27 protein-coding genes are annotated in these 26596 nt (G+C 60.9%); 15 read left to right on the top strand and 12 right to left on the bottom strand.

The window, feature by feature from the left end:
* Nucleotides 1–151 precede the first annotated feature (151 nt).
* Nucleotides 152–1054 (top strand): LysR family transcriptional regulator, encoded by a 903-nt coding sequence (locus ACOZK9_RS15615; protein ID WP_058411276.1) that lies wholly within the window; start codon nucleotides 152–154, stop codon nucleotides 1052–1054.
* Here the strand turns inward: ACOZK9_RS15615 and ACOZK9_RS15610 are convergent.
* Both ACOZK9_RS15610 and tcuC read right to left on the bottom strand, forming a co-directional pair.
* Nucleotides 1046–1804, bottom strand: a complete 759-nt coding sequence (locus ACOZK9_RS15610; RefSeq protein WP_421556158.1) for a substrate-binding domain-containing protein — start codon at nucleotides 1802–1804, stop codon at nucleotides 1046–1048. The two genes, ACOZK9_RS15615 and ACOZK9_RS15610, sit on opposite strands and share 9 nt — an antisense overlap.
* The gene (gene tcuC, locus ACOZK9_RS15605; RefSeq protein ID WP_058411081.1) at nucleotides 1804–3108 is read right to left on the bottom strand and encodes an MFS transporter; all 1305 of its coding nucleotides are present in this window, start codon (nucleotides 3106–3108) and stop codon (nucleotides 1804–1806) included. Before tcuC ends, ACOZK9_RS15610 begins: the two co-directional genes overlap by 1 nt.
* A 198-nt stretch (nucleotides 3109–3306) precedes the next feature.
* Between tcuC and ACOZK9_RS15600 the strand changes: the two genes are divergently transcribed.
* The 3 genes from ACOZK9_RS15600 to ACOZK9_RS15590 all read left to right on the top strand — a co-directional run bounded on the left by ACOZK9_RS15600 (nucleotide 3307) and on the right by ACOZK9_RS15590 (nucleotide 5083).
* Nucleotides 3307–3450, top strand: a complete 144-nt coding sequence (locus tag ACOZK9_RS15600) for a hypothetical protein (protein WP_172979468.1) — start codon at nucleotides 3307–3309, stop codon at nucleotides 3448–3450.
* Between the two features lie 230 nt (nucleotides 3451–3680).
* Nucleotides 3681–4607 carry a LysR substrate-binding domain-containing protein gene (locus tag ACOZK9_RS15595; RefSeq protein WP_058411080.1) on the top strand — a complete coding sequence of 309 codons (927 nt, stop codon included), beginning with the start codon at nucleotides 3681–3683 and terminating at the stop codon, nucleotides 4605–4607.
* 113 nt (nucleotides 4608–4720) lie between these two features.
* A complete protein-coding gene (locus tag ACOZK9_RS15590) occupies nucleotides 4721–5083 on the top strand; it encodes a 5-carboxymethyl-2-hydroxymuconate Delta-isomerase (protein ID WP_058411079.1) in 363 nt (120 codons plus the stop codon).
* Nucleotides 5084–5109: 26 nt separating this feature from the next.
* Here the strand turns inward: ACOZK9_RS15590 and ACOZK9_RS15585 are convergent, their stop codons facing one another.
* The 4 genes from ACOZK9_RS15585 to ACOZK9_RS15570 all read right to left on the bottom strand — a co-directional run bounded on the left by ACOZK9_RS15585 (nucleotide 5110) and on the right by ACOZK9_RS15570 (nucleotide 9056).
* Nucleotides 5110–6045 (bottom strand): LysR family transcriptional regulator, encoded by a 936-nt coding sequence (locus tag ACOZK9_RS15585; RefSeq protein WP_122249432.1) that lies wholly within the window; start codon nucleotides 6043–6045, stop codon nucleotides 5110–5112.
* Between the two features lie 137 nt (nucleotides 6046–6182).
* Nucleotides 6183–7370: a cyanate transporter gene (locus ACOZK9_RS15580; RefSeq protein WP_152749282.1), complete on the bottom strand. Its 1188-nt coding sequence runs from the start codon at nucleotides 7368–7370 to the stop codon at nucleotides 6183–6185.
* 170 nt (nucleotides 7371–7540) lie between these two features.
* Nucleotides 7541–8155 carry an NAD(P)-dependent oxidoreductase gene (locus ACOZK9_RS15575; RefSeq protein ID WP_152749281.1) on the bottom strand — a complete coding sequence of 205 codons (615 nt, stop codon included), beginning with the start codon at nucleotides 8153–8155 and terminating at the stop codon, nucleotides 7541–7543.
* A 34-nt stretch (nucleotides 8156–8189) separates the two neighbouring features.
* Nucleotides 8190–9056: an MBL fold metallo-hydrolase gene (locus tag ACOZK9_RS15570; protein WP_152749283.1), complete on the bottom strand. Its 867-nt coding sequence runs from the start codon at nucleotides 9054–9056 to the stop codon at nucleotides 8190–8192.
* A 116-nt stretch (nucleotides 9057–9172) separates the two neighbouring features.
* Here ACOZK9_RS15570 and ACOZK9_RS15565 point away from each other — a divergent pair, with 116 nt between their 5' ends.
* Nucleotides 9173–10078: a LysR family transcriptional regulator gene (locus ACOZK9_RS15565; protein WP_421556157.1), complete on the top strand. Its 906-nt coding sequence runs from the start codon at nucleotides 9173–9175 to the stop codon at nucleotides 10076–10078.
* Between the two features lie 100 nt (nucleotides 10079–10178).
* On the top strand, nucleotides 10179–10355 hold the full coding sequence (locus ACOZK9_RS15560) for a hypothetical protein (protein ID WP_162839863.1): 177 nt from the start codon (nucleotides 10179–10181) through the stop codon (nucleotides 10353–10355).
* Here the strand turns inward: ACOZK9_RS15560 and ACOZK9_RS15555 are convergent.
* On the bottom strand, nucleotides 10348–11232 hold the full coding sequence (locus ACOZK9_RS15555; protein ID WP_122249428.1) for a helix-turn-helix domain-containing protein: 885 nt from the start codon (nucleotides 11230–11232) through the stop codon (nucleotides 10348–10350). The two genes, ACOZK9_RS15560 and ACOZK9_RS15555, sit on opposite strands and share 8 nt — an antisense overlap.
* Before the next feature lie 180 nt (nucleotides 11233–11412).
* On the opposite strand from ACOZK9_RS15555, the gene pobA reads away from it, so the two are divergent.
* Together pobA and ACOZK9_RS15545 are read left to right on the top strand one after the other, a co-directional pair.
* Nucleotides 11413–12606, top strand: coding sequence for a 4-hydroxybenzoate 3-monooxygenase (pobA, locus tag ACOZK9_RS15550; RefSeq protein ID WP_152749280.1), 1194 nt, complete (start codon nucleotides 11413–11415; stop codon nucleotides 12604–12606).
* A gap of 75 nt (nucleotides 12607–12681) precedes the next feature.
* Nucleotides 12682–14199: a DHA2 family efflux MFS transporter permease subunit gene (locus ACOZK9_RS15545; protein ID WP_172979703.1), complete on the top strand. Its 1518-nt coding sequence runs from the start codon at nucleotides 12682–12684 to the stop codon at nucleotides 14197–14199.
* A gap of 149 nt (nucleotides 14200–14348) precedes the next feature.
* On the opposite strand, the gene ACOZK9_RS15540 is transcribed toward ACOZK9_RS15545, so the two are convergent.
* Together ACOZK9_RS15540 and ACOZK9_RS15535 are read right to left on the bottom strand one after the other, a co-directional pair.
* Nucleotides 14349–15188, bottom strand: a complete 840-nt coding sequence (locus ACOZK9_RS15540; protein WP_058411072.1) for a cache domain-containing protein — start codon at nucleotides 15186–15188, stop codon at nucleotides 14349–14351.
* Nucleotides 15189–15238: 50 nt separating this feature from the next.
* The gene (locus tag ACOZK9_RS15535) at nucleotides 15239–16012 is read right to left on the bottom strand and encodes a transporter substrate-binding domain-containing protein (RefSeq protein ID WP_058411071.1); all 774 of its coding nucleotides are present in this window, start codon (nucleotides 16010–16012) and stop codon (nucleotides 15239–15241) included.
* A gap of 174 nt (nucleotides 16013–16186) precedes the next feature.
* Here ACOZK9_RS15535 and ACOZK9_RS15530 point away from each other — a divergent pair, with 174 nt between their 5' ends.
* The 5 genes from ACOZK9_RS15530 (at nucleotide 16187) to ACOZK9_RS15510 (ending at nucleotide 23043) form a co-directional block, all read left to right on the top strand.
* Nucleotides 16187–16786, top strand: a complete 600-nt coding sequence (locus ACOZK9_RS15530; RefSeq protein ID WP_122249425.1) for a class I SAM-dependent methyltransferase — start codon at nucleotides 16187–16189, stop codon at nucleotides 16784–16786.
* A gap of 122 nt (nucleotides 16787–16908) precedes the next feature.
* Entirely contained in the window at nucleotides 16909–18042 is a 1134-nt protein-coding gene (gene rnd, locus ACOZK9_RS15525; RefSeq protein WP_058411069.1) for a ribonuclease D, read from the top strand.
* Nucleotides 18039–18332 carry a YcgL domain-containing protein gene (locus tag ACOZK9_RS15520; protein ID WP_058411068.1) on the top strand — a complete coding sequence of 98 codons (294 nt, stop codon included), beginning with the start codon at nucleotides 18039–18041 and terminating at the stop codon, nucleotides 18330–18332. Before rnd ends, ACOZK9_RS15520 begins: the two co-directional genes overlap by 4 nt.
* A gap of 107 nt (nucleotides 18333–18439) precedes the next feature.
* The gene (locus tag ACOZK9_RS15515; protein WP_058411067.1) at nucleotides 18440–19372 is read left to right on the top strand and encodes a D-2-hydroxyacid dehydrogenase; all 933 of its coding nucleotides are present in this window, start codon (nucleotides 18440–18442) and stop codon (nucleotides 19370–19372) included.
* A 164-nt stretch (nucleotides 19373–19536) separates the two neighbouring features.
* A complete protein-coding gene (locus ACOZK9_RS15510; RefSeq protein ID WP_421556156.1) occupies nucleotides 19537–23043 on the top strand; it encodes an OspG family effector kinase in 3507 nt (1168 codons plus the stop codon).
* A 48-nt stretch (nucleotides 23044–23091) separates the two neighbouring features.
* Here the strand turns inward: ACOZK9_RS15510 and ACOZK9_RS15505 are convergent, their stop codons facing one another.
* Entirely contained in the window at nucleotides 23092–23676 is a 585-nt protein-coding gene (locus tag ACOZK9_RS15505) for a nitroreductase family protein (protein ID WP_058411065.1), read from the bottom strand.
* 153 nt (nucleotides 23677–23829) lie between these two features.
* Between ACOZK9_RS15505 and ACOZK9_RS15500 the strand changes: the two genes are divergently transcribed.
* Together ACOZK9_RS15500 and ACOZK9_RS15495 are read left to right on the top strand one after the other, a co-directional pair.
* Complete coding sequence (locus tag ACOZK9_RS15500) at nucleotides 23830–24279, top strand: YcgN family cysteine cluster protein (RefSeq protein WP_058411064.1); 450 nt, start codon at nucleotides 23830–23832, stop codon at nucleotides 24277–24279.
* A 13-nt stretch (nucleotides 24280–24292) separates the two neighbouring features.
* Complete coding sequence (locus tag ACOZK9_RS15495; protein WP_152749276.1) at nucleotides 24293–25513, top strand: hypothetical protein; 1221 nt, start codon at nucleotides 24293–24295, stop codon at nucleotides 25511–25513.
* Nucleotides 25514–25656: 143 nt separating this feature from the next.
* Here the strand turns inward: ACOZK9_RS15495 and ACOZK9_RS15490 are convergent, their stop codons facing one another.
* Complete coding sequence (locus tag ACOZK9_RS15490) at nucleotides 25657–26007, bottom strand: YgaP family membrane protein (RefSeq protein WP_152749275.1); 351 nt, start codon at nucleotides 26005–26007, stop codon at nucleotides 25657–25659.
* A 67-nt stretch (nucleotides 26008–26074) separates the two neighbouring features.
* Nucleotides 26075–26542 carry an RNA methyltransferase gene (locus ACOZK9_RS15485; RefSeq protein ID WP_058411061.1) on the bottom strand — a complete coding sequence of 156 codons (468 nt, stop codon included), beginning with the start codon at nucleotides 26540–26542 and terminating at the stop codon, nucleotides 26075–26077.
* Between the last annotated feature and the right edge of the window lie 54 nt (nucleotides 26543–26596).

The raw sequence follows: 26596 nt of genomic DNA, 5'->3' as shown, positions 1-26596 counted from the left end.
ACTGTGTGGCGCCGGCCGGCAAATAACCTACTGATATGTATGACTTCATATTTGAAGTAGGGTTATTAGCCCCCGCGGCCCCAGCCACGCATGGCGCCCGGTGACCGTCCATACGATAATGCCCGCCACATCGACCACACTGGCCCTTTCCGTGATCATCAACTTTGACCTCAACGACCTCCAAGCCTTCCGCGCCGTGGTAGACAAGGGCAGTTTTCGCGGTGCCGCCGAGGCGATCCGTATTTCGCAGCCCGCGCTCAGCCGGCGTATCGAAAAGCTTGAGTCTGCGCTGGATGTAAAACTCTTCGAGCGCACCACGCGGCGCGTCAGCCTGACCATGGTTGGGCGGGCGTTCCTGCCGCAAGTCGAGCGCATGCTCGATGACCTCGACATTGCCTTGATGGGCATCAGCAACGTCGCGTCCACGCGTATGGGCAACGTCACCATTGCCTGTGTGCCGTCCACCGCCTACTACTTCATGCCCCATGTGATCTCTGCGTTTCACACGCTGTACCCGAAGATTCGCCTGCGCGTGCTGGATGCCAGCGCGGGCGAGGTGTGCAATGCGGTGGAGAGTGGTGAGGCGGATTTCGGCGTGAGTTTCAGCGGCAGCTTGTCCGATGAAGTGGAATTCGAGCTGCTGTTGCAGGAGCGCTACGTGCTGGCGTGTCGGCGTGATCATCCGCTGGCCGAACGTGAAAGCGTGGCCTGGGCCGAGGCCTATGAGCACGACTACATCACCGTGGATAAAACCTCGGGCAATCGCTTTTTGCTCGATCAGGCCTTGCGCGGTGTACGCGTGAAAAAGCCGAGTATCTGCGAGACGCACCACGTGACCACGATGATCGGGCTGGTGGAGGCGGGGTTGGGCGTGGCGATGGTGCCGTCGATTGCTATGCCGGCGGGCACGCACCCGATTCTGGTGAGTGTGCCGCTGGTGGAGCCGCAGGTGATGCGCAATGTGGGCTTGATCAAACGCCGCGGGCGGACCTTGCCGCCAGCGGCGCTGGAGTTGGAGCGGTTAGTGCGCGAGATGCCGTTTCGGTCAGCGTGATACCGAGTCCAGGCCGGTGGATTGCACCACCGGTTGCGCCTCGGGCGACGCCATAAATTGCAGTAGCGCCTTGGCCTGCGCCGGGTGTTCGGCGTTCACCGGAATGCCGGCGGCAAAGCGCGTCACCGATTGCACGTCTTCCGGGATCTTGCCGACGTACGTCACGCCCGGCACCGGCAACAATTCCGCGACCTGCTGCAAGCCCACCTCGTACTCACCCTTGGCCACCACTGAAGCCACCGGGATGCGTTCGATCATCTTGCCTTTGGCCGGCATGCCGAGTTTCTTGAACAGCTCCTGCTCGACATACACGCCGCTGGCGCTGTCCGAATACGCCACGGACTTGGCTTGGCTCAACACCGCCTTCAGTTCGGCATCGGTGCCGATCGCAGGTTTGGCTGCGCCTTGCTTCACCACCATGCCGATGCGCGAATCCGCCAGTTCCACGCGCGAGGCCTTGTCGACCTTGCCCTGTTTGATCAGGTCATCCAGTGCGTAGCCGACCATGATCACCACATCAGCGTGTTCGCCACGTGCCAGGCGGTTGGGAATCGCTTCCGGCGCCTTGCCCATCGACGGGCCGAGGAAGGTCTGGAGCGTATCGCCGCTTTGCTTGGCGTATTGCGGGCCGAGCAATTGATAGGCGGCAGTAAAACCGCCCGAGGTCATCACCTTGAGTTCTTCCGCCTGTGCCGTCAGCGCCAGGGCGCCGAGGGCCAGGGCCGTCAGTGTGTTGCGCAGCGCGGTCATCACGCTGCCCCCTGCATCACTTGCCCACGGGCGTTGGCGCGGCGATACAGCGCAAGGGTCGAGCACAGGGCGCACAGCGCGGCAAACATCATCCAGTAGGCCGGCGAGGCCTTGTCTTCGGTGATGTGAATGAACCAGGTCGAGATCGCCGGGGTGAACCCGCCAAAAATCGCGGTGGCCAGGCTATACGCCAGCGAGAAACCCGCCACGCGTACTTCCACCGGCATGATTTCGGTCAGTGCCGGGATCATCGCGCCGTTGTACATGCCGTACAGGAACGAGAACCACAGCAGGGTTTCGAGCATGTGCGCGAAGCTCGGCGCGTTCACCACATACGACAGCGCAGGGTAGGCGGTGAGGACGGTCAGCGCGGTCATGGCGACCAACACCGGCTTGCGGCCGAAGCGGTCGCTCAAGGTGCCGCCAATCGGCAGCCAGACAAAGTTCGACACCGCCACCAGCAGCGTCACCAGCAGGGCATCCGAGGTGCTCAGTTTCAATACGGTTTTGCCGAAAGTCGGCGCGTACACGGTGATCAGGTAAAACGCGGTGGTGGTCATGGCCACCATCAGCATGCCGCCAATCACCATCGTCCAGTTTTTCGCCAACGTGGCCAGTACTTCGCGCATGGTGGGGCGATGCGTGCGGTTGGCGAACTCTTCGGTTTCCTGCAGGTTGCGGCGCAGCACGAAGATGAACGGGATGATCACGCAACCGACGGCAAACGGAATGCGCCAGCCCCAATCGGCAACCACCGCAGGTTCCATCCACACGTTCAGGCCATAGCCGAGTGCAGCGGCGACCACGATGGAGATCTGTTGGCTGCCCGATTGCCAGCTGGTGTAGAAACCCTTGCGGCCTGGCGTGGCCATTTCGGAGAGGTAAACCGACACACCGCCCAGTTCCGCACCGGCCGAAAAGCCTTGCAGCAACCGACCCAGCAATACCAGCAGCGGTGCCCACAGGCCGATGGTTTGATAACCCGGCACCAGCACGATCAACAGCGTGCCGCTGGCCATGATCGACAAGGTTACGATCAATCCTTTGCGGCGACCGACATCATCGATGTAAGCACCCAAGATAATCGCGCCGAGTGGACGCATCAGGAAGCCGGCGCCGAACACGGCGAAGGTCATCATCAATGACGCGAACTCATTGGCGGCGGGGAAGAACGCTGCGGCGATGTAGGTGGCGTAGAAGCCGAACAGAAAGAAATCGAACTGTTCGAGGAAGTTACCGGAAGTTACGCGGAAAACCGCACCAACTTTCGAGCGGGCAGAATCGGGCCGGGAAGGGCTAGTCATGGTTTTGTGTCTCCAGCGTTCTTTTTAAAGTGCTTGTTTCGCTTAAGACCGCGGATAGTGGCTGACACATTTAGAAATGATAAGTGAGTAATTTGGATGGATTGATGCGTGCAGGCTATCAATCCAGCCACGCCTCCAAAATCCCGCGCCTGATCTATGCTTGAAATGCTGATCAATGCTTGATGAAGGGAGGTGCCAATGGCTGACGAACACAAACCGCATGATGAGCCCACGCGCGAGCAACCCCGGCAGCGCGAGGAAGAAAAGCCCCAGACCTGGAAGCACCCGGACGACGGCACGGAGCTTTCCGAGCAAGATCAGGAGCGCCCGCTCAAACCCTGATCGCCCCAACCCGCTCAATCGCTCCCATCTCACGAGCTGAACTCAGTCAAATGTGGGAGCGGGCTTGCTCGCGATGGCCTCAACTGGGTGTTCCTGATGGTCCGAGGTGCCGCCATCGCGAGCAAGCCCGCTCCCACAGTAGACCGTGGGTGTTTTCGCGCCGTCTAATAGACGCAGTCCCGCGGGCTTTCTACACTGCGGGCTGTCTTGGGGAATGGGGCGAGCGCCGAATGAATCGCAATGAATTACGCAAGGCCGACATCAATCTGATGGTGGTCTTTGAAACATTGATGCTCGAACGCAATGTAACCCGGGTGGCAGAGAAGCTGTTTCTCGGCCAGCCGACCATCAGTTCTGCCCTTAACCGGCTGCGCACGCTGTTCAATGACCCGCTGTTCATTCGCGTCGGCCATCGCATGGAGCCTACCGCCCGCGCAGAAGAGATCATCAAACACCTGTCGCCGGCCCTTGATTCATTGTCGTCGGCGCTAAGCCTGACCCACGATTTTGACCCATCCATCAGCACCATGACGTTTCGCATCGGCCTGTCCGATGACGTTGAATTCGGCCTGCTGCCGCCGTTGCTGCGGGCCTTGCGCCAGGAAGCGCCGTCGGTGGTGTTCGTGGTGCAGCACGTTGATTACTGGCGCATCCCGGACCTGCTGGCGTCCGGCGATATTACCGTTGGCATCACCCAGACACGTGGCCTGCCGGCGAATGCCAAACGCAAACTGTTGCGGCATATACGGCCGTGCCTGTTGCGTGCCGATGCTTCGGACACACCGCTGACCCTCGACGAATATTGCGCACGGCCGCATGTGCTGGTGTCCCACACCGCCAACGTGTCCGGGTTTGCCGATGAATGGCTGGCAGAAATTGGCCGCAAGCGTCACGTGGTACTGTCGGTGCCGCAATACAGCGCGCTGCCGGCGCTGCTTGCTGGCACCGACATGATCGCCAGCCTGCCGGACTACACCGCACACGCCATGGCCGCCGGCGGGCAGTTGTTTTGCGAGGCGTTTCCGTTCGAAACGCCGACCCTGGATTTGTCGATGGTCTGGCTCAGCCACGTCGACACCGACCCGGCGGAACGCTGGATGCGCTCGCGGCTGGAAGCGTTCATGAGCCAGCGCGAGACGCTGGCGGCAACCTCGTGAAATAGCCTCATCAGGCAGGCCCACCGACGCCGCCTTCACGCTGCACGCGCGCGGGGCCGGTTTGGCCTTGTGCTATACGTACCACTCTATTCCCACAACCATCAGGAGCTTTCATGCCGCACTTGCATCTGGAATACACCGCCAACCTGCCGGACCTTGCCGTCGAAAAAACCCTGTTGCGGCTCAACAACGTGCTGATGGCGTCCGGGCAGTTCGGTGCCGAGTTCGATATCAAAAGCCGCGCAATCAAGCTTGAGAGTTTCCAGGTCGGCACGTCCATCGCCCCGCGCGGTTTTATCGCGTTAAAACTGTCGTTGCTCAGCGGGCGCTCACCTCAGGTCAAAAAGCAACTGTCGGAAAGCCTGCTGGCGGTGTTGCAGGATATGGGCGACTGGCCAGCGGATATACAGGTTCAGCTGAGTGTGCTGCTGGTAGACATGGACCGCGACTCCTACAGCAAAGTCGCGATCGGCTGAGCGCAATTAAGCGGCGGCGAGGGCGCTTAAACTAACGCTGGGTCCGCGCAGACTTTTACCACTTGCTCTCTGAACCACGTATTGGCGCTGTCTTGCGCACTGGTCGGGTTCCAGTGCATGTCCAGGGTGAACCCGGGTAAACCCTCGGGGGCTTCGCAATGGCCGAACACCGTCGCCGGCGCCAATTGCTGTTGTACCCGGCGGGGCAGGGTGAGGATAAAGTCGGTGCCGGTGATCATCTTCAGCGCTGCGCTGTAGCTGTTGGCCCGGGCGATTACCTGACGTTTATGAGACTGGCGTGCGAGCCAGCCGTCGATCATGTTGGTGTCAGAGGTCCACGGCGTGGGGAACACGTGGCGCCGCTCGGCGAACGCCTCCAGGCTGAACGCCGGCGCCTGCGGTGCCCAACGTTTATCGAACACACACACCAAGTCGTCCTCCAGCAGCCTCTGCGTTTTGAACTCTTTGTGGGCGCGGTGAAAGTGCGGGCCGAAGCCGATCACCAGGTCCAGGCGGCCTTCGCGCAGGTCGTTGGCGGGGATCTCGGCTTCCAGCTTCTGCACATTGACGATCACCGGCAGGTCGGCGCGGTCGAAGTTTTTCAACAGGCGCGGCAAAATCAACTGTTCGAAGTATTCCGGCGCGCACACGTTGAAGGTCACGGCCGTGTGCGCCGGGTCGAAGCCCTTGCGACCGGCGTGGCACAGGTTGATGCTTTTGAGGATCTCCTGCACATGCCCGTACATGGTGGTGGCTTTGTCCGTAGGGCGCATGCCCGCACGCGTGTTGATAAACAGCTCATCCTCAAAACTGGTGCGCAGTTTTTTCAGGCTGTAGCTCACGGTTGACTGGCTGACGAACAGCGTTTCAGACACCTCGGTAACGCTGCTCTGGTCGTAGACGGCGATAAACACCATCAAGTCCTGCATATCGAGCTTTCTGAGCAAATTACTGTTTAGCATCCATTCCGTCCGGTAATCCTTGGCACTGAGGCAGCGCGCGACAAGGGCAAAAGCTTAACGGAACGGTCGTGCCAATAGAAAGCGCTGTAGGGGATTTCTATGTTTGGCGTGGGACAAATTATGTTGGCAACACGACGTCAGCGGATATGTTGCGCGTAATGCTTTGGGTTAAACCGCGTGACGATCACCAGCATCACCGCGATTACCGCCGTCAGCGACCACCAGGCCCATTCGAAGCTGCCCAATTGGTCGCGGATCATCCCGGCAATAAGTGGCGACAGGCCAGCAATCAGGTAACCAATGCCTTGCACAAACGCGGTCAAGCCACCGGCGCGGCGCGGGTTGTTCAAGTGATCGAGGGACAGAATCAGGCTCATCGGGAACAAACCGCCAATACCCAAGCCGAGCAGGCACGGCCACAGCAGGCTCATGTGTTGCGGGCTTAAAATCAGCCCGCAAAAGCCGAGGATGATCAGAACCAGCAGCACGGCAACCACGCCGCGTTTATCCTGGCGGCGGTTGGCGATAGCCGGCGTCACCAGCCCGGACACCACCTCCATCGCGGTCAAGAAACCCAACAGCAAACCGGCGTTCTGCTCGCTCCAGCCCAGCTCTACGTAGTACGGCGCCAGCCACGCGAGCACGCAGGTGTAGGACGCCGTACCGAGGCCGAAAAAGATCGCCAGCAACCATGCCCGGCGATTCCCGAAAAACGCTTCTTGCGGGCCGCAATCGGTTTGCGGTAATGCAGGCATTGCCGAACGCTGTGCCGACCAGAACAGCAGTGCCAGCAACGCGAGTGCCGCCCAGATTGCCAGGCCGATGCGCCAACTGCCGGTGTGTATTTGCACAAAAGGTGCGAACGCAGCCGCCAGCGCTGCACCACCCATGATGGCGGTGACGTAAACGCCCATGAACAGCGAAACGTTGTTGCGAAAGTGTGTCTTGATCAGCGCCGGCATCAAGGCCTGGATCAGCGCAATACCGACACCGGCCGCAATGGCGCTGGCGATCAGCGCCGAGGCCGAATCCACAAACAGCCGTGACAGGGTGGCCAGTCCAATCACCAGCAACGACAGCACTGTGCTGCGGTGCTCGCCAAAACGCTTGGCCAGGCCCATGCCGAAAAACATCGCCAAGCCCATGGCCATTACCGGCAGCATGGTCAGCAACGCCGCGCCGCTGAAGCTCAGCGGCACCTCGCCACGAATCGATGACAACAAAGGCCCGATGGCGGCCATTGATGGGCGCAGGTTAAGGGCGACCATTACAATGCTGAGCATCAGCCAAACGCTGTTGTTGGGTTTTGCGTGAACGGTTTCCATGGGCAGGCCTTGAATAGACAAGGGCGGATCAGGCCACGCATGGGGAAGAGGGGCAAACGAGAAAGTCGCAGGCGCTATCTAAAAATTGCAGACGGCAGGTTTTTGCAGTGAATGGGTGTGCACAGTGAGCGGGCTAACTCACAGCATCAGCCCGCTCAATGCGCTGTGGCTCAGTAACCCACGGTAAAGCGCTGGCGCGAGTGCTTTGGTGTTTCCACTTCATCAATCAACGCAATGGCGTAGTCGGCGAAACTGATCCAGCTTCGGCCTTCAGCGCTCACCAGCAGCTCATCCTGGCCGACACGGAATTTGCCGGTGCGCTCGGTCTCTACAAACTCCGCCGACGGCGACAAAAACGTCCACTCCAGGTGCTGTTCCTGACGCAGCGCGTCGAGGAATTCAGCCCCGGCGCTGGCTTCAGCTTTGTATTCGGCAGGGAAGCCAGGGCTGTCGATGACGCGGCTGCCATCCGGCAACAGCAAAGAACCCGCACCGCCCACCACCAGCAGGCGTTTCACACCGGCTTTGGTCACCGGGCCGATCACGGCACTGGCCGGCAGCGTGGCGAAGTGCGCCGCACTGATCACCACATCGCTGCCGCTGACGGCCTGTTGCAACGCCTCGGCATTCAAGGCGTCGACTTGCTTGACGGTCACGCCTGGGCGCGCAGTCAGCGTGTCGGTATTACGCGCTATGGCCGTAACGGTATGCCCACGGCGCAGCGCTTCTTCCAGCAGTTGGCTACCGGCACGGCCAGTAGCACCAATGATTGCGATCTTGCTCATGCAGTTCTCCAGTCAGTCAGGGTTTAAAAACCGTTTACCACTTCATTTCGCCCTTGGCGACTTTGGCGCTGAGTTCCAGCGAGCTTTCGTCGGCGAGGTTCGGGTAGCGTTTTTTCATGGCCGCGATCAAGTCGGCGGAGTCTTTGGCTTTGGCGGTTTCGAGGTCAAAGGCTTTGATGTAGTCGGCGGTAAAGGCCACCGATTTCAGCGACGGGCTGCCCAGGTAATGGCCCGGAATCACCGTGAGCGGTTTCAGTTGTTCGATGCGTTGCAGTGTCGCCAACCAGTCTTTGTGGGACTGCGCGCTCTGCGTGTCGGCCATCCACACGTGGATGTTTTCGGCGACCACTACGCCACCCACTACTGCCTTGATCGAGGGGATCCACACAAAGCTGCGATCCGGCTGCGCGCCGTCCAGGCCGATCACGTCCAATGGCTGGCCTTCGAGCATCAGGCTGTGGCCTTCAAGCACTTGCGGCACGATGGTTTTGGCCGGTTTGTCGGCGCCCATTTTCGGGCCCCAGAATGCCAGCTTGCCGGCGACCGTGGCCTTGATATGGTCGACCACCGGCTGCGGCGCCAGCACCTTGGCGTCGGGGAAGGCGGTGGTCAGGGTGTCGAGGCCGAAGTAGTAGTCCGGGTCGCCGTGGCTGATGTAGATGGTGGTCAGGTGTTTGCCGCTGGCGCGGATTTTTTGCACCAGTTGCTCGGCCTGGCTTTTGCCGAATTGCGCGTCCACCAGAATCGCGTCTTTGGCGCCGCTCACCAGTACCGAACTGACCGGGAAGATGGCTTCAGCGCCTGGGTTGTACACGTCGAGCGTAAGGGCTGCTGCCGACGCGTGGGCGGCGAAGGCCAGCGCGGCGGTCGCCAGGGTCAGGCGCTTGAAGGTGGTTAACATGCGTAACATTGGGGGCAGCTCCAGCAATCGCTAAGGGATGCACAGAGCTTAGTTGCACCAAACACAACAAAAAATGCGATGCTCGCATATAGTTTGTTTCTAAAAGCGTGCAAATCATGGATCGTCTTCAAGCAATGCGGGTGTTTGTGAGCGTGGTCGATTTGGGCAGCCAATCGGCCGCTGCCGACCATCTCGACCTGTCCCGGCCGGTGGTCTCGCGTTACCTCGCCGAGCTGGAAGACTGGGTCGGCGCGCGCCTGCTGCACCGCACCACGCGCAAGCTCAGCCTGACCGCCGCCGGTGGTGAAACCTTGCCGCGCTGCCGCCAGTTGCTGGAACTCTGCGGCGACCTGCAAGCCGCCGTCAGCGCACCCGATGACGCGCCCCGTGGCCTGTTGCGGCTAAGTGTCAGCACCTCGTTCGGTCAGGCGCAACTGGCGGCGGCCATCGCCGAGTACGTCAAGCGCTACCCGTTGGTCACGGTCGACTTGCAGATGCTCGACCGCACGGTGAACCTGGTGGACGAACGCATTGACCTGGCCATCCGCACCAGTAATGACCTGGACCCCAACCTTATCGCCCGGCGCCTGACCGTGTGCCGTTCGGTGGTGTGTGCAACGCCTGCGTATTTGCTGGCGCATCCGGCCCCGCAAAAAGTCGAAGACCTGGCTCGGCACAACTGCCTGACCCATAGCTATTTCGGTAAACACCTGTGGCATTTCGAAGAGCGCGGCGAGCACGTCTCGGTGCCCATCAGCGGCAATATCACCTGCAACGAGGCCAGCACCTTGTTGCGTGTGACGCTGGCGGGGGCGGGCGTGGCGATGCTGCCGAGTTACCAGGCCGGTGACTGCATTCGGGCTGGCGAGCTGGTGCGCCTGTTGCCCGAGGCCGAACCTCGGCAGATGAGCATCTACGCGGTGTATGCCTCACGCAAACACATGCCTGCGGCGCTGCGCAGCTTGCTGGATTTTCTGGTGCTGTGGTTCCCGGAAGAGCCCGCTTGGGATGTTGGTCTCTGAGCCGACATAAACAGTTTGAATGGCGCCCAATAATGGCAACTCGCCCTGACTGACCTATGCTTAAAGCAGCACCCCGTAGATCCGTTCAGAGGTCTGTGCCATGACCCTAAAAACCAGAAAGTACGTGATGATTTTTATCCTGTCTGCCCTGACCACCGCGCTGTACGGCTTCGCCGCCTTGCGCGTTGAACAAACGCGCATGCAGCCGAGCTTCGCGATCAGTTGCCATCACGACCTATGCGTTCCGCACACCGGCAGTTTCAGCGCGCTCAGGTAACCTGTTCAGCCTTCAACTGCTCGCGAAACGCCTTGGGCGAAAACCCGACCCGTCGGCGGAACAGCCGCGAGAAGTTGGTCGGGTCGGAAAACCCCAACACCTCCGACATCTCATTGATGGTCATGCTGGTGTAGGTCAGCAGGCGCTTGGCTTCCAGTAGCTGGCGGTCGTGCATGATCTGCAACGCTGGCTGCCCGCCCAATTCCCGGCATGTGCCATTCAGGTGTGAGACCGAGATGCCCAGCTTGTGGGCCAAATCCTCAATCTTCGGGTGTTCGCGGTAATGCTGTTCGACCAGTTGGGTGAAACGTCGAAAGTATTCGCGGCCACGCGGCGCTCGCGGGTGGCGGCGCTGGATGGCCTGGCGGCTGATCCACACCAGCAGCACGCTGACCAGCGCGTGCAGCATCATGTCGCGCGCCGGTTGCTCATTCGCGTATTCGTCCTGCAAGCGCGCGAACTGCGCGTTCAGGTAGTCGCTGTCCTTGCCCGCCGGGTAGCTGCCGAGGGCTTGCAAGCCGTCCACTGTGGCGCCCAGTTGTTTCTGTAAATGGCTGACCAGCGGCGCCGCCAGCGTCACGATGTAGCCCTGCACATCCTCCGAAAAACGAAACCCGTGCACACACAGCGGCGGCAGCACCTGCAACGTGGCTTCACTGAGCGTGGTGCGCTGGCCCTCGATTTGCAATTGCGCCTGACCTTTATGCACGTACAACAACTGGCACAGATCCGCGTGCCGGTGGGGTTGGATTTCCCACTGGTATTCCCGACTGCGCCGCGAAATAGTTTCACAGTGCAACAAATCCGGGGTCGGCCATTGCTGGCTTTCACCGTAAAGCTTGAAGACCGGAATCGCGGTACTGGCAGTTTTGGTCATGGTTTCAATCCGATGCTCAGGATAGTGGTGCGGTAATCGCCCCGATTGGCAAAAAGCGCAGGCTTTGTCTCAGTTTTCACCTTCCTGTGGCGTCAACTCAAGTGAAAAATGTCAGCAACAACACCAATGACAACTCTTTCACCTGATCCGTTCGGGTGAAGCATGCGGGCCACAAAAATAATGAAAACCCTGACCACTCAAGTCGCCATTATTGGCGCCGGTCCCTCTGGACTGTTGCTCGGCCAACTGCTGCATAACGCCGGTATCCAAACCCTGATCCTGGAGCGCCAGAACGCCGAGTATGTGCAGGGCCGCATCCGTGCCGGCGTGCTGGAGCAAGGCATGGTTGACTTGCTGCGCGAGGCGGGCGTGAGCCAGCGCATGGACGCTGAAGGCTTGGTGCACGACGGGTTCGAATTGGCGCTGGATGGCCAGCTCACGCATATCGACCTCAACGCCCTGACCGGCGGCCAGTCGGTGATGATCTACGGCCAGACCGAAGTTACCCACGACCTGATGGCCGCGCGCGCAGCCGCTGGCGCGATCACCCTGTACGAAGCGCACAACGTGCAGCCGCATGACCTCAAAAGTGATCGACCGTGGCTGACCTTCGAGCATCAGGGCGAGGCGTTTCGCCTGGAGTGCGACTACATCGCCGGTTGCGATGGCTTCCATGGCGTGGCGCGCCAGTCGATCCCGGCGCAGGCGCTGCAGGTGTTTGAGCGGGCCTACCCGTTCGGCTGGCTGGGCATTCTCGCCGACACCCCGCCGGTGCATGCCGAGTTGGTGTACGCCAAGCACCCGCGCGGCTTTGCGCTGTGCAGCATGCGTTCGCCGACCCGTAGCCGGTATTACTTGCAAGTGCCGGCTGAGGAACGCGTTGATGAATGGTCGGACCAGCGCTTCTGGGATGAACTAAAAAACCGCTTGCCCAGTTCTTTGGCCGAGCAACTGGTCACCGGCCCTTCCATCGAAAAAAGCATCGCGCCGCTGCGCAGCTTCGTCGTGGAGCCGATGCAGTACGGGCGCCTGTTCCTGCTCGGGGACGCCGCGCACATCGTCCCGCCCACGGGGGCCAAGGGCTTGAACCTGGCGGCCAGTGACGTGAGCACGCTGTTTCGGATTTTGCTCAAGGTGTATCGCGAAGGTCGCGTGGACTTGCTGCAGACGTATTCGGCGATCTGCCTGCGACGGGTGTGGAAGGCCGAGCGGTTCTCGTGGTGGATGACCTCGATGCTGCATCAGTTTCCCGAGGCGGATGGCTTCAGCCAGCGCATCGCCGACAGCGAACTGGCGTATTTCATCCACTCAGAGGCCGGTCGAAAAACCATCGCTGAAAATTACGTCGGACTTCCTTACGAAGCTATCGAATAGGCTGCTATCGAGTAGTATGTTGAGCATTCCCGCAGGGCCCTTCTTTACCTGCGGGTTTTGCTCGAAGGGTCTGCCGTGACTAACCTGAATCAACCCGCACCACCGGTTCCCGCCATACGCAGTGTGCTTGCCGCCTTGATGCTGGCGATCTTCCTCGGGGCCTTGGACCAAACCATTGTTGCCGTGTCGATGCCGGCCATCTCCGCGCAGTTCCATGACGTTAACCTGCTGGCCTGGGTGATCGCCGGCTACATGGTGGCAATGACCGTGGCGGTGCCGATCTACGGCAAGCTCGGTGATCTGTACGGGCGGCGGCCGATGATGCTGATCGGCATGGGCCTGTTCACGCTGGCGTCGCTGTTTTGCGGCATGGCGCAAAGCATGGAACAACTGGTGCTGGCGCGGGTGCTTCAGGGCATCGGCGCTGGCGGCATGATCTCGGTCAGCCAGGCGATTATCGGCGACATCATCCCGCCGCGCGAACGTGGGCGTTATCAAGGCTACTTCAGCAGCATGTACGCGGTGGCCAGCGTGGCCGGGCCGGTGTTGGGCGGCTACATGACCGAGTACCTGTCGTGGCGCTGGGTGTTTTTGATCAACCTGCCGCTGGGCGCCGGCGCCTGGTATGTGGCCCACCGCACCCTGGTGGGGCTGCCGGTGCCGCAACGCAAGCCGATTATCGACTACCTCGGCACCTTGCTGATGATCATCGGTCTTACGGCCTTGCTGCTGGGCATCACTGAAATCGGCCAGGGCCATAGTTGGCGTGACCCGCAAGTGCTGGGGCTGTTGGGCTGCGCGTTGCTCGCGCTCAGTGTGTTTGTGTGGCACGAACGCCGCGCGCCGGAGCCTTTGTTGCCCATGCATTTATTCGCCAACCGCAGCGCGGTGTTGTGTTGGTGCACGATTTTCTTTACCAGCTTTCAGGCGATTTCCCTGACGGTGTTGATGCCGCTGCGGTATCAGACGGTGACCGGCTCGGGGGCCGACAGCGCGGCCTTGCATCTGCTGCCGCTGGCGTTTGGTTTGCCGGTGGGCGCCTACACGGCCGGGCGCCTGACGTCGGTGACGGGGCGTTATAAACCGATGATTCTGGCCGGCGCATTGCTGAGCCCGTTGGCGATTTTGGGCATGGCGTTCAGCGCGCCTCAGGATGTTTGGCTGACCGCGGTGTTTATGCTGCTGTGCGGGATTGCGGCGGGCATGCAGTTCCCGACGTCGCTGGTGGGCACCCAAAATTCGGTGGAGCAGCGCGATATTGGCGTGGCCACAAGCACCACCAACCTGTTCCGCTCCCTGGGTGGGGCGGTGGGTGTGGCCTGTATGTCGGCGCTGTTGCTGGCATTGTTGCAGGATTCGAGTGTTGCGCATTTGGCGAGTGGCGCGCTGGGCGGCGAGGGCAGTTCCGGCAACGTATTGCTCGACGGCCTCAACGCCGCGCCCGGCCCGGCGCAGGATGCGTTGCGTGGGGAACTGGCGCTGACGTTTCGGCATTTGTTGATGGTCAGTGCGGCGGTCTCGCTGTTGGGGCTGGCGGCCGCTGTTGCGATGCCTGACCGGGTTTTGCGCGGGCGCGGCGATAAGGCTCGGTAATTTCGTTATTTGCGTAACGGCCGCTTACGGCTCAACTCGGTCAACAGTGGGAGCGGGCTTGCTCGCGATTACGGTATATCAGATAAATATGTTTCAACTGACACACCGCAATCGCGAGCAAGCCCGCTCCCACAAAAGCGCTTTTAAGCTCAAGGGCTGTAATACCCCACAGCCACCATCAAATGCCCCGCCTTGCGCAAATAAGCGTGCTTGTTCTCGACCCGGTCAGTCACCGGGTTTTTCCAGCGGTATTTGTATTCCCCCTGACCCTGCTCAGCCATCAGCTTCAAAATCGGCTCCCCCACCGGCCTGCCGTCCGGGTCATTGACCTTGGCGAAATCCGTATTCACCAAGCGCGCATTCGTCCCATGCGCTACATAGCGGCCTGTACTCAGGTCCACCACAAACACATACAAGTCATCCTGCAGAAACCCGCCTTGCAACGAATTGATCGCCTTCAGCGTGCCCGCTTCATCCTTGGCCAGCGCCTTCACCGCTTTGTCGCGCAACGCCCGTGCCTGCTCCGGCGTAGCGCGAGGCAAGTAATACCCCACCGCCAGAATCCGTGCGCCGACGCGCTGATAAAACACATGCTTGTGCTCAACCTTGCCGTCATTCCAGTTCTGCCAGCGGTAGTCGGCTTGTTGCACACCCTGACCTTCGGGCACTGCCAGCGCGTCCTTGAATGATTGACGCAAATCCGGCCCCAGCACTTCAGACACATCGCGGCCGATCAATGCAGAGGATGGCCCGCCACTCGCCAGCAACACGCCTTGGGTATCGACCACAAACACATAACGGTCCTGGTCAATAAACTCGCCCTGGCGGCTGAACGCGGCAAACGCCTTGTCGCCATTGCTCTGGTAATACGCCAGGGCCTTTGCCAGCAATGCCTTGGCGGCGTGGGCGTCGGTATCTTCTGCCGTGTCGGCGTGCACCTGGCTGAAACACAACAGCAGCAGCCAGGTGAGTCGGAACAGTCCTTTCATTGCTCATCCCTCATTATTATAGGTGTGACAACAGCGTAGACCGGCGTGACTCAGGGCGCCGCCAGCCATTGATCGAGAATGCCGGCATAAACGCCATTGGCCACGCTCAGGTGCAACCACTGGTCGACGTAGCTCTTCCAGGCCACATCATCGCGGGGCAGCAAGTAAGCTTTTTCGCCGTACTGCATCTGCCGCTCAGGGTTGACCGCACACAGCCCCGGCTTGCGCTTTTGCTGGAAGCGCGCCTCACTGGCGTCGGTGATCATCACGTCGGCCTTGCCCGCGAGCAACTCGTCAAAAATAGTCACGTTGTCGTGCAGGCGGATTTGCGCGTTGGCCAAATGGGCGCGGGCAAAGGCCTCGTTGGTGCCGCCCGCCGGCTCGATCACACGCACCTGCGGCTGGTTGATCTGTTCGACGCTCTGGTAGCGTTGTACCTCGGCGCATCGCACCAGCGGGATCTTGCCGTCGACGCCGAGCGTCTGGCTGAAGAAGGCCTTTTTCTGGCGCTCCAGTGACACCGAAATACCGCCCACGGCGATGTCGCAGCGCTGCGCCAGAAAGTCCGGCATCAGGCTTTTCCAGGTGGTCGGCACCCAGTGGATGCTGGCGTTGAGGCTTTTGGCCAGTGATTCGGCCATGGCGATGTCGATACCTTCGTACGTGCCGTCTGCGCGCAGGGCGGAGTAGGGCGTGTAGTCGCCGGTGGTGCAGACGTTCAGCGTGCCGCGTTGCAGCACTTCATCGAGGCGCGAGGGGGCGGTGTCGGCCAGGGCGTTAGTCGCCAGGCTCGCCAATAAACACAGGGCTAGGGCAGCTTTCATGCAAGCGAGTCCTTGGGGGCATGATCGGGGGCGTCATTATTTCCAGCTGCGCGCGCAGGTAGCAAGGGGCGTGGCCGGGTTTACCACGGTAGGGCTTCGACCTTTTTTTCACGTTGCAATGGTTAAGCTACGAATCAAGGTCATTTACTACCGTTCCACCCACATGAGCCCGTGATGTCGCCACAACCTCCTTCCTCTATCGAGATTGAATTCGCCGAACACTGCGACCGCGAGCATGCCAGGGTCTGCGGCGACACGCGCCCGCCTGCGCTGCGCAAGCGCCTGGCGGTGTGGCGCGATGAGCGGTTGGTGCGCCAGGCGTTGAAAGTGGCCGGCGAACCCGGGCTGATTCTTGACCTGGCCTGTGGCGCCGGCCGCTTCTGGCCGGTGCTGGCCGAACACATCAATCGGGTGATTTTGGCTTCAGACAACTCCCAGCACATGCTCGACCACGCGTGCAGTCATCACCCGGCGGCGCTGCTCAAGCGTGTCAAAACGTTCCAGGGCTCAGCGTTTTCCATCGGCTTGTCGGCGAATGCGGTGGACTGCATTTTCTGCCTGGAGTTGTTTCGCCATGTACCCGGCAGCGACGCGCGTTTGGCGCTGCTGCGCGAATTCCATCGGGTCAGCCGGGACACGGTGATTGTGTCCGTCAGCTCGCAGGCGTCGGTAGAGGATGAGTTCCGTCAGGCCGGCTTCAAGGTGCTGAATCACCAGGAGTTCCTGCCGGGCTCAAAACGTTGGCGCGTTTACGTTCTACGTAAGAGAGGCTAACTCCCGTCTGTCCGACTATTCTTCAGCTCCTGTCGGAGTTTTCATGATGGCGTGTGCACTGCGGATGCTCGCTAAGCGCTTTCACGATATATACTGCGCGCCATTCTTCAAGGGAGAGCCGTGTGGCCATCGATATTCACTGGATCTGCGACAACGATAGCCTCGGCCAGCATTGCGCCGAATGGCAGCAGTTGCCATTCGTCGCCCTCGACACCGAATTCATGCGGGTCGACACTTTTTACCCCATTGCCGGGCTGATCCAGATTGGTGATGGCGTACGCGCTTACCTGATCGACCCCCTGACCATCGACAACTGGCAACCGCTGGCCGCTTTGCTGGAAAACCCCGGCGTTATTAAAGTGGTGCACGCCTGCAGCGAAGACCTCGAAGTGTTGCTGCGCCTGACCGGCAGCTTGCCGGTGCCGTTGTTCGACACTCAATTGGCGGCGGCTTACCTGAACCTCGGTTTCTCCATGGGCTACTCGCGCCTGGTGCAAGCGGTGCTCGACATCGAGTTGCCCAAGGGTGAAACGCGCTCCGACTGGCTGCAGCGGCCGTTGTCCGAGACGCAGGTGAGCTACGCCGCCGAAGACGCGGTGCACCTGGCCGAAGTGTATATCCGGCTGCGCCCGCAGTTGTCCGACGACAAATACAACTGGGTGCTGGAAGACGGTGCCGAGTTGGTGGCCAACTTGCGCCGCGAAGTCGACCCGTACGAGGTGTACCGCGAGGCCAAGCTGGCGTGGAAACTCTCGCGTGCGCAACTCGCCGTGCTGCGCGAACTGTGCGCCTGGCGCGAGCAGCAAGCCCGCGCCCGTGACCTGCCGCGCAACCGCATCGTGCGTGAACACTCGTTGTGGCCCCTGGCCAAATCCCAGCCGGATAACCTTGCCGCGCTGGGCAAAATCGAAGACATGCACCCGCGCACCGTGCGTCAGGATGGCCAGTTTCTGCTGGACCTGATCAAACGTGCCGGCAGCGTGCCGATGGACCAATGGCCACCCGCCGTTGCTGAACCGCTGCCGGTGGATGCCGCCACGCTGATCAAGCAACTGCGCGCCTTGGGCCAGGCCGAAGCTGAGCGCCTGGAGATGGCGCCGGAACTGATGCTGCGCAAAAAAACCCTTGAGGCGCTGGTCAAAAGTGGCTACCCCGACGGGCCATATAAATTGCCTGACTCGCTGCGTGGCTGGCGCCGCGAGTTGATGGGCCAGGCGCTGCTCGACAGCCTGGCGACTGCCGGAGAACAGCCTTGAAACGAATTTGCTCGATCTATCGCAGCTTGAAAAAAGACGGGATGTACCTCTACGTGCTCAAAAGCGATGCGCTGGAGCGTGTGCCGGAACCCCTGATGATCGCGTTCGGCAAGGCTCATCTGGCCTTTGAAATGGTGCTGACGCCGGAGCGCAAGCTGTCGCGTGAGGACATCACGGTAGTCCTGGAAAACCTCGACAAGCAGGGCTACCACCTGCAAATGCCACCGGCCGAGGACGAGTACATCGAACACTTGCCCGAAGAGCTGCTGCGCCGCAACGACCCGATGTGATCGGTCAGTGCCCTGTTCAGGGCACATGCTTCCCTGTACTCGTATTAGTTGGCGGTGGCCGCATGGATGCGGGCGGCCGTCTGCACTGTTTTTGAAAGGTTTGAACCATGCGTGTTCTGATTGCTGAACAGGATCACCCGCTTTACGCCCAATTGCTGAGCGAAGCGGCGCCGGACGTTGAAGTGTTGACCAGCGGCGACTCGGCCGAACTGTCGCGCCTGGCCGCCGATTGCCCTGTCTGGCTCGGCCAACCGGATTTGCTCGCCACGTTGCTGCGCCAAGGCCATACGCCGCAATGGCTGCAATCGACGTGGGCGGGCATCACGCCGTTGCTGGCCGAGGGCTTGCCACGCGATTATCAACTGACCCGCGCGGTCGGCATTTTTGGCCAGGTCATGGCCGAGTTTGTGCTCACGTATATGTTGGGCCACGAGCGCGAAGTACTCGCGCGGCTGGTCAGCCAGGTCGAGCGCAAATGGGACAACCGGCTGGGCCAAAGCCTGGCGGGGCGCAAGGCGCTGATCGTCGGCACCGGTGATATTGGCCAGAGCGTTGCCGATTTTCTGTTGCCGTTTGGCGTCAAGCTGTATGGTATCGCCAGTTCCCCACGCGAGCAGGCGCCGTTTATCGAAGTCGCCGGGCTCGACCAATTGGGCCGGTTGGTGGGTGAGGTCGACTACGTGATCAACCTGCTGCCGAGCACGCCGAGCACGCATGACCTGTACGACGCGGCGCTGTTCAAGCAATTCAAGCCGACCGGGTTGTTTATCAACGTCGGGCGCGGCGTGGCGGTGGTCGATGCCGACTTGGTCGAGGCGTTGAAAGAAGGGCACCTGGCCGGCGCGGTCATCGACGTGTGCCGCCAGGAACCGCTGCCGCAACGCCACCCGTTCTGGACTGCCTGGGGCTTGTTGCTGACCGGGCACAGCTCGGCGCCGACATCGCCAGCGTTGATGGTCGCGTTGTTTGTCGAAAACCTGCGGGCGCATCAGGCCAGGCAAGCGTTGCGCGGCGAAGTCAGCTTCGAACGCGGTTATTGAAGGCAGCGCCCGGCAATCGGGCGCATTGCTTAACATTGGGTCATGTACATAAAACCTGACAGTCAAGATGGAACCTCTTTCGCGGGTGCCCCCACCCAGTGATCGCAAAAGGCGCAGGGTTGCGCGTTTTGAAAGTTTGCTCTTGACTAAGGACAGGTATCACCATGACCACGCTCACTTCGCCTGGGGTTTATACGCCCCACTTCGCGCATTCAAACTCATCCAGCGTACCCACGGGCGAACCGCCCGCAACGCGTGTGCCCGCGCACACTAACCCAACGCCGACGCCACCCGCGCTGTTGGACGCAACGCTGGCAGCCCACTGCAATCGGCGAACCCTGGCGGATAAACTGCGCCACATCATTCAAGACCTGCCCCGGCAGCTCGTGGCGAACCAGCCGTTATCCAGGGCCAGGGCGCAGATGGAAACCGCGCTGGCAGCGCAGCTGAAAAACACAACGATGTACGTGTGTGAAAACTCGATCTATCCGGCACCCGAAGCTCTGCCTGCCAACCGCCTGGTCAGCCTTGAGGCCTACCTGCTCAGTTGCGGCCTGGAAGTGCCGAAAACCCTCGAAGCGCTGGTGCAGCAGCAAAACGTTATTGGCAGGCAGGCACAGGCCCATCCACTGGGCAACCTCAGCGGCGCGCTGTCGTGGCCCGTCGCGATGCCGGCGCAAGACCAGCGCGACATCATTGCCCTGATGCACGACAACAGCAGCGGCTTGGCGGATTTGCCGTTGGCCGACAGCGCGAAGGGCGCGCTCGGTTATTTGCTCAGCGGCAGTGCGGTGGTTGGAACGGCGCTGAACGCGCCGGTCCTGGCGATGGAACAACTGCTCGGCTCACCCAAAGCCCAGGCGCTGGGGCAAGCCATTCAGTCAAGGTTGGACGGCAGTGACTCAGGTATCGGCAGCAGCGCTTATGTGTTGACGGCGATCCACCTGGGGCTTGACCCGGAGTCCCTGGCCACACCCGCGCGCAACAGCGTTGCCGGGTTTGATCTGGCGAGCCGTCAGCACTGGGGGCAACCGCCTTCGGTGGTGATTGAAGGGTTGGGCAAACACTTGGTCGAGAAAGGTCGCGCCAGCGCGCAAACCGCCGACCTGGCCGCTTCATTGCTGCTGGCCAAAACGGCGCCGGAGTTCCTGATCAGGGATATTCCGGCGGGCGTGACCTGCGCCAGCGTGCTCTGGGCACACTTGGCGATGTCGGTGGGCAGGCTCGAAGCGCAAACCCCGGGCCGCACGCTCGGCATGCGCTATGCAGAAGTCTTGCTGGCCGCCGAGCAGCTCGATACCGACGCCGCCGTCAGCCAGCATATCGACCTGCAGGCACTGATAAATTGGGGCGTCGCCAACGGTCTTCTCGGCACCGCTGAACAGGCACCGTCGACGATTGAGATGGAGCGCGTGAGGGCCGCGTATAACGACCAGTTGGGCGTGTTGAAAACCACCAGCACCTTGCTGCAAACGCCCATTCCCAGTCGAGAAGCGATGGCGCTTGCCCAGCTTCAAGAGGCGTTTCCTGGCGTGGACGTCAGCCTCTTCAAGGTCAGGAACATCCAGAAGGCCAGGTTGAAGGCAGGCCGTCCTGGTCTCTACCCCGGCCTGCGTTCAATGCTCGACATCGTGATGGAAGGGAGCAAGCTGGGGGGCGAAGATCATTGGATCAGCAATGACAAACGCTTGCCCATCAATCGGTTTTGCAGCCTTTACGGCCAGGGCAAACTGGATGTTTCCACCTCGTTCAAGGCGCAGTTCGATGCGTCCATAACAGCCCACGAAGGCGGGCAACAAGCCAGGGTCCGGCATCTGATCTCGACGTTGCCGCTGGCAGATCGCAAGCGCCTCGAAAGCGCCAAGCTGGAATTCTTCCGTACCGACCAATACAAAATCGCCGGTGATTTATTTACCCCGCCAGCGCTTTACGCCAGGGGGCACACGTTGGAGGTGAAAGCCACCGGGAGTGACGGCCAAGTGGATCTTTACCGGATCGACACGCGCCGCGGTACGGTGCACAAACAAAACTTTCTGATACGCCGCCGCACTGAGCCTTTTACCGCGAACAAAATGCATGAGCGCGAGGCTAATGTGCTCTCGAAAACGCAGTTGTTTGAGCCCGATAAAGCCAAGTACGCCGAGCAGTTTCACGCGCAACCCGAGGGCGCGGGGGCGCCTGACAGTTTCAGCTCGGCGCGCAGTCACGCTATCGCCGATGTGTTTGTGCAGGCCCTTGACCTGAAGAATGATGACCTGTTGAAAGAGGCCAGGGGCGTCACCTCTTATGATCAGGACAGCGCGCGTAACGCGGCGATTTCCGAGTTCTTCCTGAACCTCATTCCGCTGCGCTCGGCCATCGTCAACTTTGGTAATGGCAACATTGGCCAAGGCGTCTTCGACCTGGCGATGGATGCGGTTGGCCTGATCACGTTGGGCGCGGGCAAGGCTGCACAGGCCGGCAAGCTGGTGGGCAGTGCGGTGTCGACGGCGGGCAAGGTGGCGAAGGTTTCGAGGTTTGTCGGGGCAACGCTTGTCGAGGCCTTCAACCCCTTGAGCGGCGCGGGGGATTTGCTCGCAAGTGGTGGCAGGTTGGTGGTCAAAGGCAGTCGTGCTGTGAGCCGGCAACTTAATCAGCTCAGGGGCGCGGCCGGCAGTTATGCCCTGTTGAAGGTCGCCAGTAAACACTATGCAGAAGCGGCCACGGGCGTGTTCAAAGTCGCGGGTGAGAGTGTTGAAGGCGGCGCCGTGTTACACAAGGGCAAATGGTATGCCTTTGATGCCGAAACAATGCTGCCCTACGGTCGACCACTCGACGATTTCGCGCCTGCAACCCGCGCGGTGAATGGCCAGATTACCCGCGCCTCGGCAGTGCCGGATGGCGAGTTGAGCAACGGCCTGTTTGGCCAACTCAACGTGCCGGCGTCCAGAATTACCGGGCTAACGCGCAACCATCAGGGTGTATATGTTGCCGCTGACGGGCACTTGTCGCATATCCGCCACACCGACAGTGCCGGCCAAACCGCCGTTTACGAAGTGCGTCAGGTAACGCGCACGGCAGACGGCACGGTACAGGCGCGGGTTTATCACAACAATCGACAAACCCCGCTGTTGCTCGAGCATGTGCAGGGTGACCAGTGGCGGCGGCTGGGGGCGCGTGGCGGTAGCCCGGTGTCGGTGAAGTCCGATTTGGGGCCAGAGATTGGCCGAGGCGGGGAGGGGACGGTTTATGCCAGCCTGGACGGGCAAAATGTTTACAAAGACACGGGACCGACCTGGCTAACCAGCGCCGAAGGCTACACCTCTATGGAAGTGGTCAATATGAACAAATACTACGGGGAGGATGTTGCTGAAGTCATCGTTGAGGAAGGGCGCAAATACATAAAAATGAGAAGAATCGACGGTGTGGACCTTAGCAAGATTGAAAAGGGCAGTTTGCCGCCCTCCGCGCGGTCATTAGTGGATGACATGCTGGCGCGCATGGAAGCGAATGACATTTATCACGGCGATCCGCAAATGAGCAATTTCATGTATTCCAGGAAGGACAATAAAATTTACCCCGTCGATATGGATGGCCTGCCTGCTGAGTTCATGGTGTCGGAGATAATGGACACGTATAACCGGAAAAAGGCCGAACTGCGCAAAACCTTCAATGAACTGATCGCCGCCTAACGTTGAGGGTGCACCCTGCCGTTTTTCAACGGCAGGGTTGCAGCGGCGTTAAAGGCTGAAGTCACCTTCGCACACCAGCTCGCTCAACGGCTTGCGCGGGCTTGGCGCTTCACGGCCTTGCAGGTATTCAGGCAAGGTCGATTTGTCGCCCAGCTTGCCCACGGCCACGGCCGCGTGCAGCGCATACCCATCCGGGATCTTCAGTTCTTTGCGGGTCAGCTCCTGATCGAACCCGGCCATGCCGTGGGTGTGCCAGCCGCTGAGGCTGGCTTGCAGCGCCAGGTGGCCCCAGGCCGAGCCAGTGTCGAAGGTGTGCCACAGAGCCGGGGTTTCTTCCGTGGCGCCGGGGGCAATGAAGTCGGTTTTCGACGCGATAATCACCAGCGCCGACGCGTGCTGCGCCCACCCCCGATTGAATTCATTCAGCAGGCCCAAAAAACGCTCCCAATCCGGCGTGTCGCGGCGCGCGTAGAGAAACCGCCAAGGCTGCGAATTGTAGGCCGAAGGTGCCCAGCGTGCAGCTTCGAAGAAGCTCAGCAGGGTGTCCTGCGCGATGCTCTCGCCGCTGAAGGCGCGGGGCGACCAGCGCTCGGTGAACTGCGGGTGGATCGGGTAATCGGCAACGCGTGTCATGGGCTTTTCCTGATCGACAATGGGGCGCTCAAAACTACTGCGCCCCCGCCAGACTGACAAGTGGTGTAACGCAGCCACTCGTAAGCGCTTGGCCGCAACGGCCTTGGGCACTAGACTGGCGGCCTTTTCACCTACCGATACTGATGCAGAGCCATGGCCGCCAAAGTCGAACCTTTCTGGATACGCAAAACCCTTGAACACCTCGACCAGGAGGAATGGGAGTCGTTGTGTGACGGCTGTGGCCTGTGCTGCCTGCAAAAGCTTGAGGATGAGGACGACAACAGCGTCTATTACACGCGTATCGCCTGCAAACTGCTCGACCTGAAAACCTGCCAGTGCACCGACTACCCCAACCGCCGCGCCTCGGTGCCCGACTGCATCCAGCTCACGCCGGGCCAGGCTGACCAGTTCAAATGGTTGCCGCCAACCTGCGGCTATCGCCTGGTCAGCGAGCGCAAAGACCTGCCGCTGTGGCATCACCTGGTGTGCGGCGACCGCGATGCGGTGCACCAGGAACGCATTTCCCAGTCTGGCCGCATGCTCGCCGAAGGCAGCGTGCCCGAAGACGACTGGGAGGATTACCTGATCTTCCGTGCAGGCTAAAGGAGGCGTGTGTATGACGCTGCAAACCCGGCTGGCGGCGCTTTTGGTGTTGCTGGCGCTGAGCCTGCCCGCGTGGTGCGCGAACAAAGTCGAGCTGGACTACCACGTCAAACTGCTGCCGCAGAGCGATCAGGCGCAAGTGCGCGTGAGCGTGTCGCAAGGCTCGGCGGTGCGCAGCCTGAACTTCGACCTGGGCGCAGGCGGCGACTACAGTGACTTCAAGGCCGACGGCCAATGGAGCCTCAACGGGCACCGTGGTCTGTGGCAACCGAGCGCCGGCATGGCCAGCCTGACCTACCGTGTACGCCTGACCCACGCGCGTAAAACCGGCATTTATGAAGCGCGGATGACCCCCGGTTGGGCGCTGTTCCGGGGTGAAGACCTGGTGCCGCCAGCGCGGCTCGACCAGCAGGGCGGCGTCGAGTTGGTCTCGCGGCTGGCGTTCGAATTGCCGGCAGGCTGGAAAAGCGTCGAAACCGCCTGGCCGCGCATCGGCAAAAACACCTTTCGCATCGACAACGTATCCCGCCTGTTTGATCGGCCCACCGGCTGGATGCTCGCCGGCAATCTTGGCAGCCGCCGCGTACGCTTGGGCGACACCGACGTCACGGTGGCTTCGCCCAAGGGCCAGGGCATGCACCGCATGGATGTGCTCACGTTGCTGACGTTCGTCTGGCCGCAGGTTGAGGCCGCGTTCCCGCGTCACCCTGCCAAGTTGCTGGTGCTGGGCGCCAGCGACCCGATGCGCCGCGGGGTGTTTGCGTCGCGCGACTCACTCTACCTCAACAGCCGCACGCCGCTGGTCAGCGAGAACGGCAGCAGCCCGTTGATTCGCGAAGTGGTGCAGGCCGTCGGGCGTTTCAATGATCACGGCAAGAGTGACTGGATCAGCGAAGGCATGGCGCAGTTCTATGCCATCGAGCTGATGCGCCGTGCGGGCGGTATCACCGATGATCGGTATGCCGCGATCCAGGCGCGACTGGCCAGGGAAGGCAAGGACGTGACCACACTGCGCGGCGAGCACGTCAGCGGCGCAACCGTTTCACGCGCGGTGGTGGTGTTGCAGGAGCTGGACCGGGAGATCCGCGTGAAAACTCACAACAAACGCTCGCTGGATGACTTGGCACACGCGGTGATGCGTGCAAACAGCGTCACCACCGCCGAGTTTGTGCAGTTGGCCGACGCTGTCATCGGCGAGTCTTCGGTGGTGCTCGATTCCAAACTGCTGCGCTGATCGATTAGGTCAAACGCGCTTTTTTGTGGGAGCGGGCTTGCTCGCGATAGCGCTGTGTCAGTTGAAAAATACTCGTCTGAGACAGCGCCATCGCGAGCAAGCCCGCTCCCACAGTTTGACCTTGCACCTCTGCAAGGCGTGGATCAGGCCGGAGTTTTGGCGGCTTTTTCAGCCGCCACTTCGGCCTTGGTCTTCAAGTTTTTCAACTCTTGGCCTGCGCGCTCGATCTTTGTGCGCACCGTGTTCATTTCCTGACGGCCCTCCTCCAGCTTGTCTTTGAGCGAGCTGTGCCCGGTCACGCCGCGCACCAGCGCCACGCCGCCAATCGCCACCTGGATCAGCCCGAAGATCCCGCCTCGGCGCAGGCCCTTGCCGACCAGCATAACGCCGCCGGCGACTGAGCCGATGCGTTCCCAACCGTGCACGTTTTGGCCGGGTTGGGTTTCAAGTGGCGCGTGTTCGATGATAGGTCGCAGGATTTTGTTGTCGCTCATGGTCTGTCTCCAACAAGGGCTAGTGTGAATAGCTGACTGTTGGCAGGCGTCGGATGTTCCCGAAAAATCAGTATTTGGGGCCTGAACGGGTGTTGTTGCCTTTAGCCAAGCGGTCGTAAAGCACCACGTTGACGGTGGCGGCAAGGTTCATGCAGCCCGTGGTCGGGATGTACACCACGTCTTCACACCAGTCGCGAATGTCTTTATCGAGCGAGCCGTCTTCGGGGCCGAAAATATACAGCGCGCGGTCGGGATGGGTGTATTCGGGCAGCGGGCGCGCGCCTTCGACCAGTTCCACAGCGACCGGGATGCAGCCCAGCGGCAGGATCTTTTTCAAGTCGTCGATGCCGATCAACGGAATGTCGTGGTGGACTTTTTTGGTGTCGGTGATGAAATCCCGCGCGCGCGCGTAACGCACCCCGGTGTAGAACACCGAGGCCACGCCGTAGCAGCCGGCGGCACGCATCACCGAACCGACGTTTTCGGGGGATTTGGGGTTATACAGACCGATGCAGCTGTAGCGTTTATTGCCCACGGGGAAGGGTGCCTTAAAAAGACGGCATTATAGCGGCAAGTTTCAAGCTGCAAG

The organism is Pseudomonas kitaguniensis, from assembly GCF_049199985.1.
GTDB lineage: Bacteria > Pseudomonadota > Gammaproteobacteria > Pseudomonadales > Pseudomonadaceae > Aquipseudomonas > Aquipseudomonas kitaguniensis.
This window is presented reverse-complemented; position numbering and strand designations above follow the sequence as displayed.

Coding starts and splice junctions, on each gene's coding strand:
- tcuC (WP_058411081.1), bottom strand. CDS start 3,108: ATGACTAGCCCTTCCCGGCCCGATTCTGCCCGCTCGAAAGTTGGTGCG.
- ACOZK9_RS15500 (WP_058411064.1), top strand. CDS start 23,830: ATGGCCGCCAAAGTCGAACCTTTCTGGATACGCAAAACCCTTGAACAC.
- ACOZK9_RS15540 (WP_058411072.1), bottom strand. CDS start 15,188: ATGAAAGGACTGTTCCGACTCACCTGGCTGCTGCTGTTGTGTTTCAGC.
- ACOZK9_RS15585 (WP_122249432.1), bottom strand. CDS start 6,045: ATGCTAAACAGTAATTTGCTCAGAAAGCTCGATATGCAGGACTTGATG.
- ACOZK9_RS15490 (WP_152749275.1), bottom strand. CDS start 26,007: ATGAGCGACAACAAAATCCTGCGACCTATCATCGAACACGCGCCACTT.
- ACOZK9_RS15595 (WP_058411080.1), top strand. CDS start 3,681: ATGAATCGCAATGAATTACGCAAGGCCGACATCAATCTGATGGTGGTC.
- pobA (WP_152749280.1), top strand. CDS start 11,413: ATGAAAACCCTGACCACTCAAGTCGCCATTATTGGCGCCGGTCCCTCT.
- ACOZK9_RS15590 (WP_058411079.1), top strand. CDS start 4,721: ATGCCGCACTTGCATCTGGAATACACCGCCAACCTGCCGGACCTTGCC.
- ACOZK9_RS15580 (WP_152749282.1), bottom strand. CDS start 7,370: ATGGAAACCGTTCACGCAAAACCCAACAACAGCGTTTGGCTGATGCTC.
- ACOZK9_RS15530 (WP_122249425.1), top strand. CDS start 16,187: ATGTCGCCACAACCTCCTTCCTCTATCGAGATTGAATTCGCCGAACAC.
- ACOZK9_RS15515 (WP_058411067.1), top strand. CDS start 18,440: ATGCGTGTTCTGATTGCTGAACAGGATCACCCGCTTTACGCCCAATTG.
- ACOZK9_RS15495 (WP_152749276.1), top strand. CDS start 24,293: ATGACGCTGCAAACCCGGCTGGCGGCGCTTTTGGTGTTGCTGGCGCTG.
- ACOZK9_RS15600 (WP_172979468.1), top strand. CDS start 3,307: ATGGCTGACGAACACAAACCGCATGATGAGCCCACGCGCGAGCAACCC.
- ACOZK9_RS15610 (WP_421556158.1), bottom strand. CDS start 1,804: ATGACCGCGCTGCGCAACACACTGACGGCCCTGGCCCTCGGCGCCCTG.
- ACOZK9_RS15510 (WP_421556156.1), top strand. CDS start 19,537: ATGACCACGCTCACTTCGCCTGGGGTTTATACGCCCCACTTCGCGCAT.
- ACOZK9_RS15535 (WP_058411071.1), bottom strand. CDS start 16,012: ATGAAAGCTGCCCTAGCCCTGTGTTTATTGGCGAGCCTGGCGACTAAC.
- ACOZK9_RS15505 (WP_058411065.1), bottom strand. CDS start 23,676: ATGACACGCGTTGCCGATTACCCGATCCACCCGCAGTTCACCGAGCGC.
- ACOZK9_RS15560 (WP_162839863.1), top strand. CDS start 10,179: ATGACCCTAAAAACCAGAAAGTACGTGATGATTTTTATCCTGTCTGCC.
- ACOZK9_RS15565 (WP_421556157.1), top strand. CDS start 9,173: ATGGATCGTCTTCAAGCAATGCGGGTGTTTGTGAGCGTGGTCGATTTG.
- ACOZK9_RS15575 (WP_152749281.1), bottom strand. CDS start 8,155: ATGAGCAAGATCGCAATCATTGGTGCTACTGGCCGTGCCGGTAGCCAA.
- ACOZK9_RS15570 (WP_152749283.1), bottom strand. CDS start 9,056: ATGTTAACCACCTTCAAGCGCCTGACCCTGGCGACCGCCGCGCTGGCC.
- ACOZK9_RS15555 (WP_122249428.1), bottom strand. CDS start 11,232: ATGACCAAAACTGCCAGTACCGCGATTCCGGTCTTCAAGCTTTACGGT.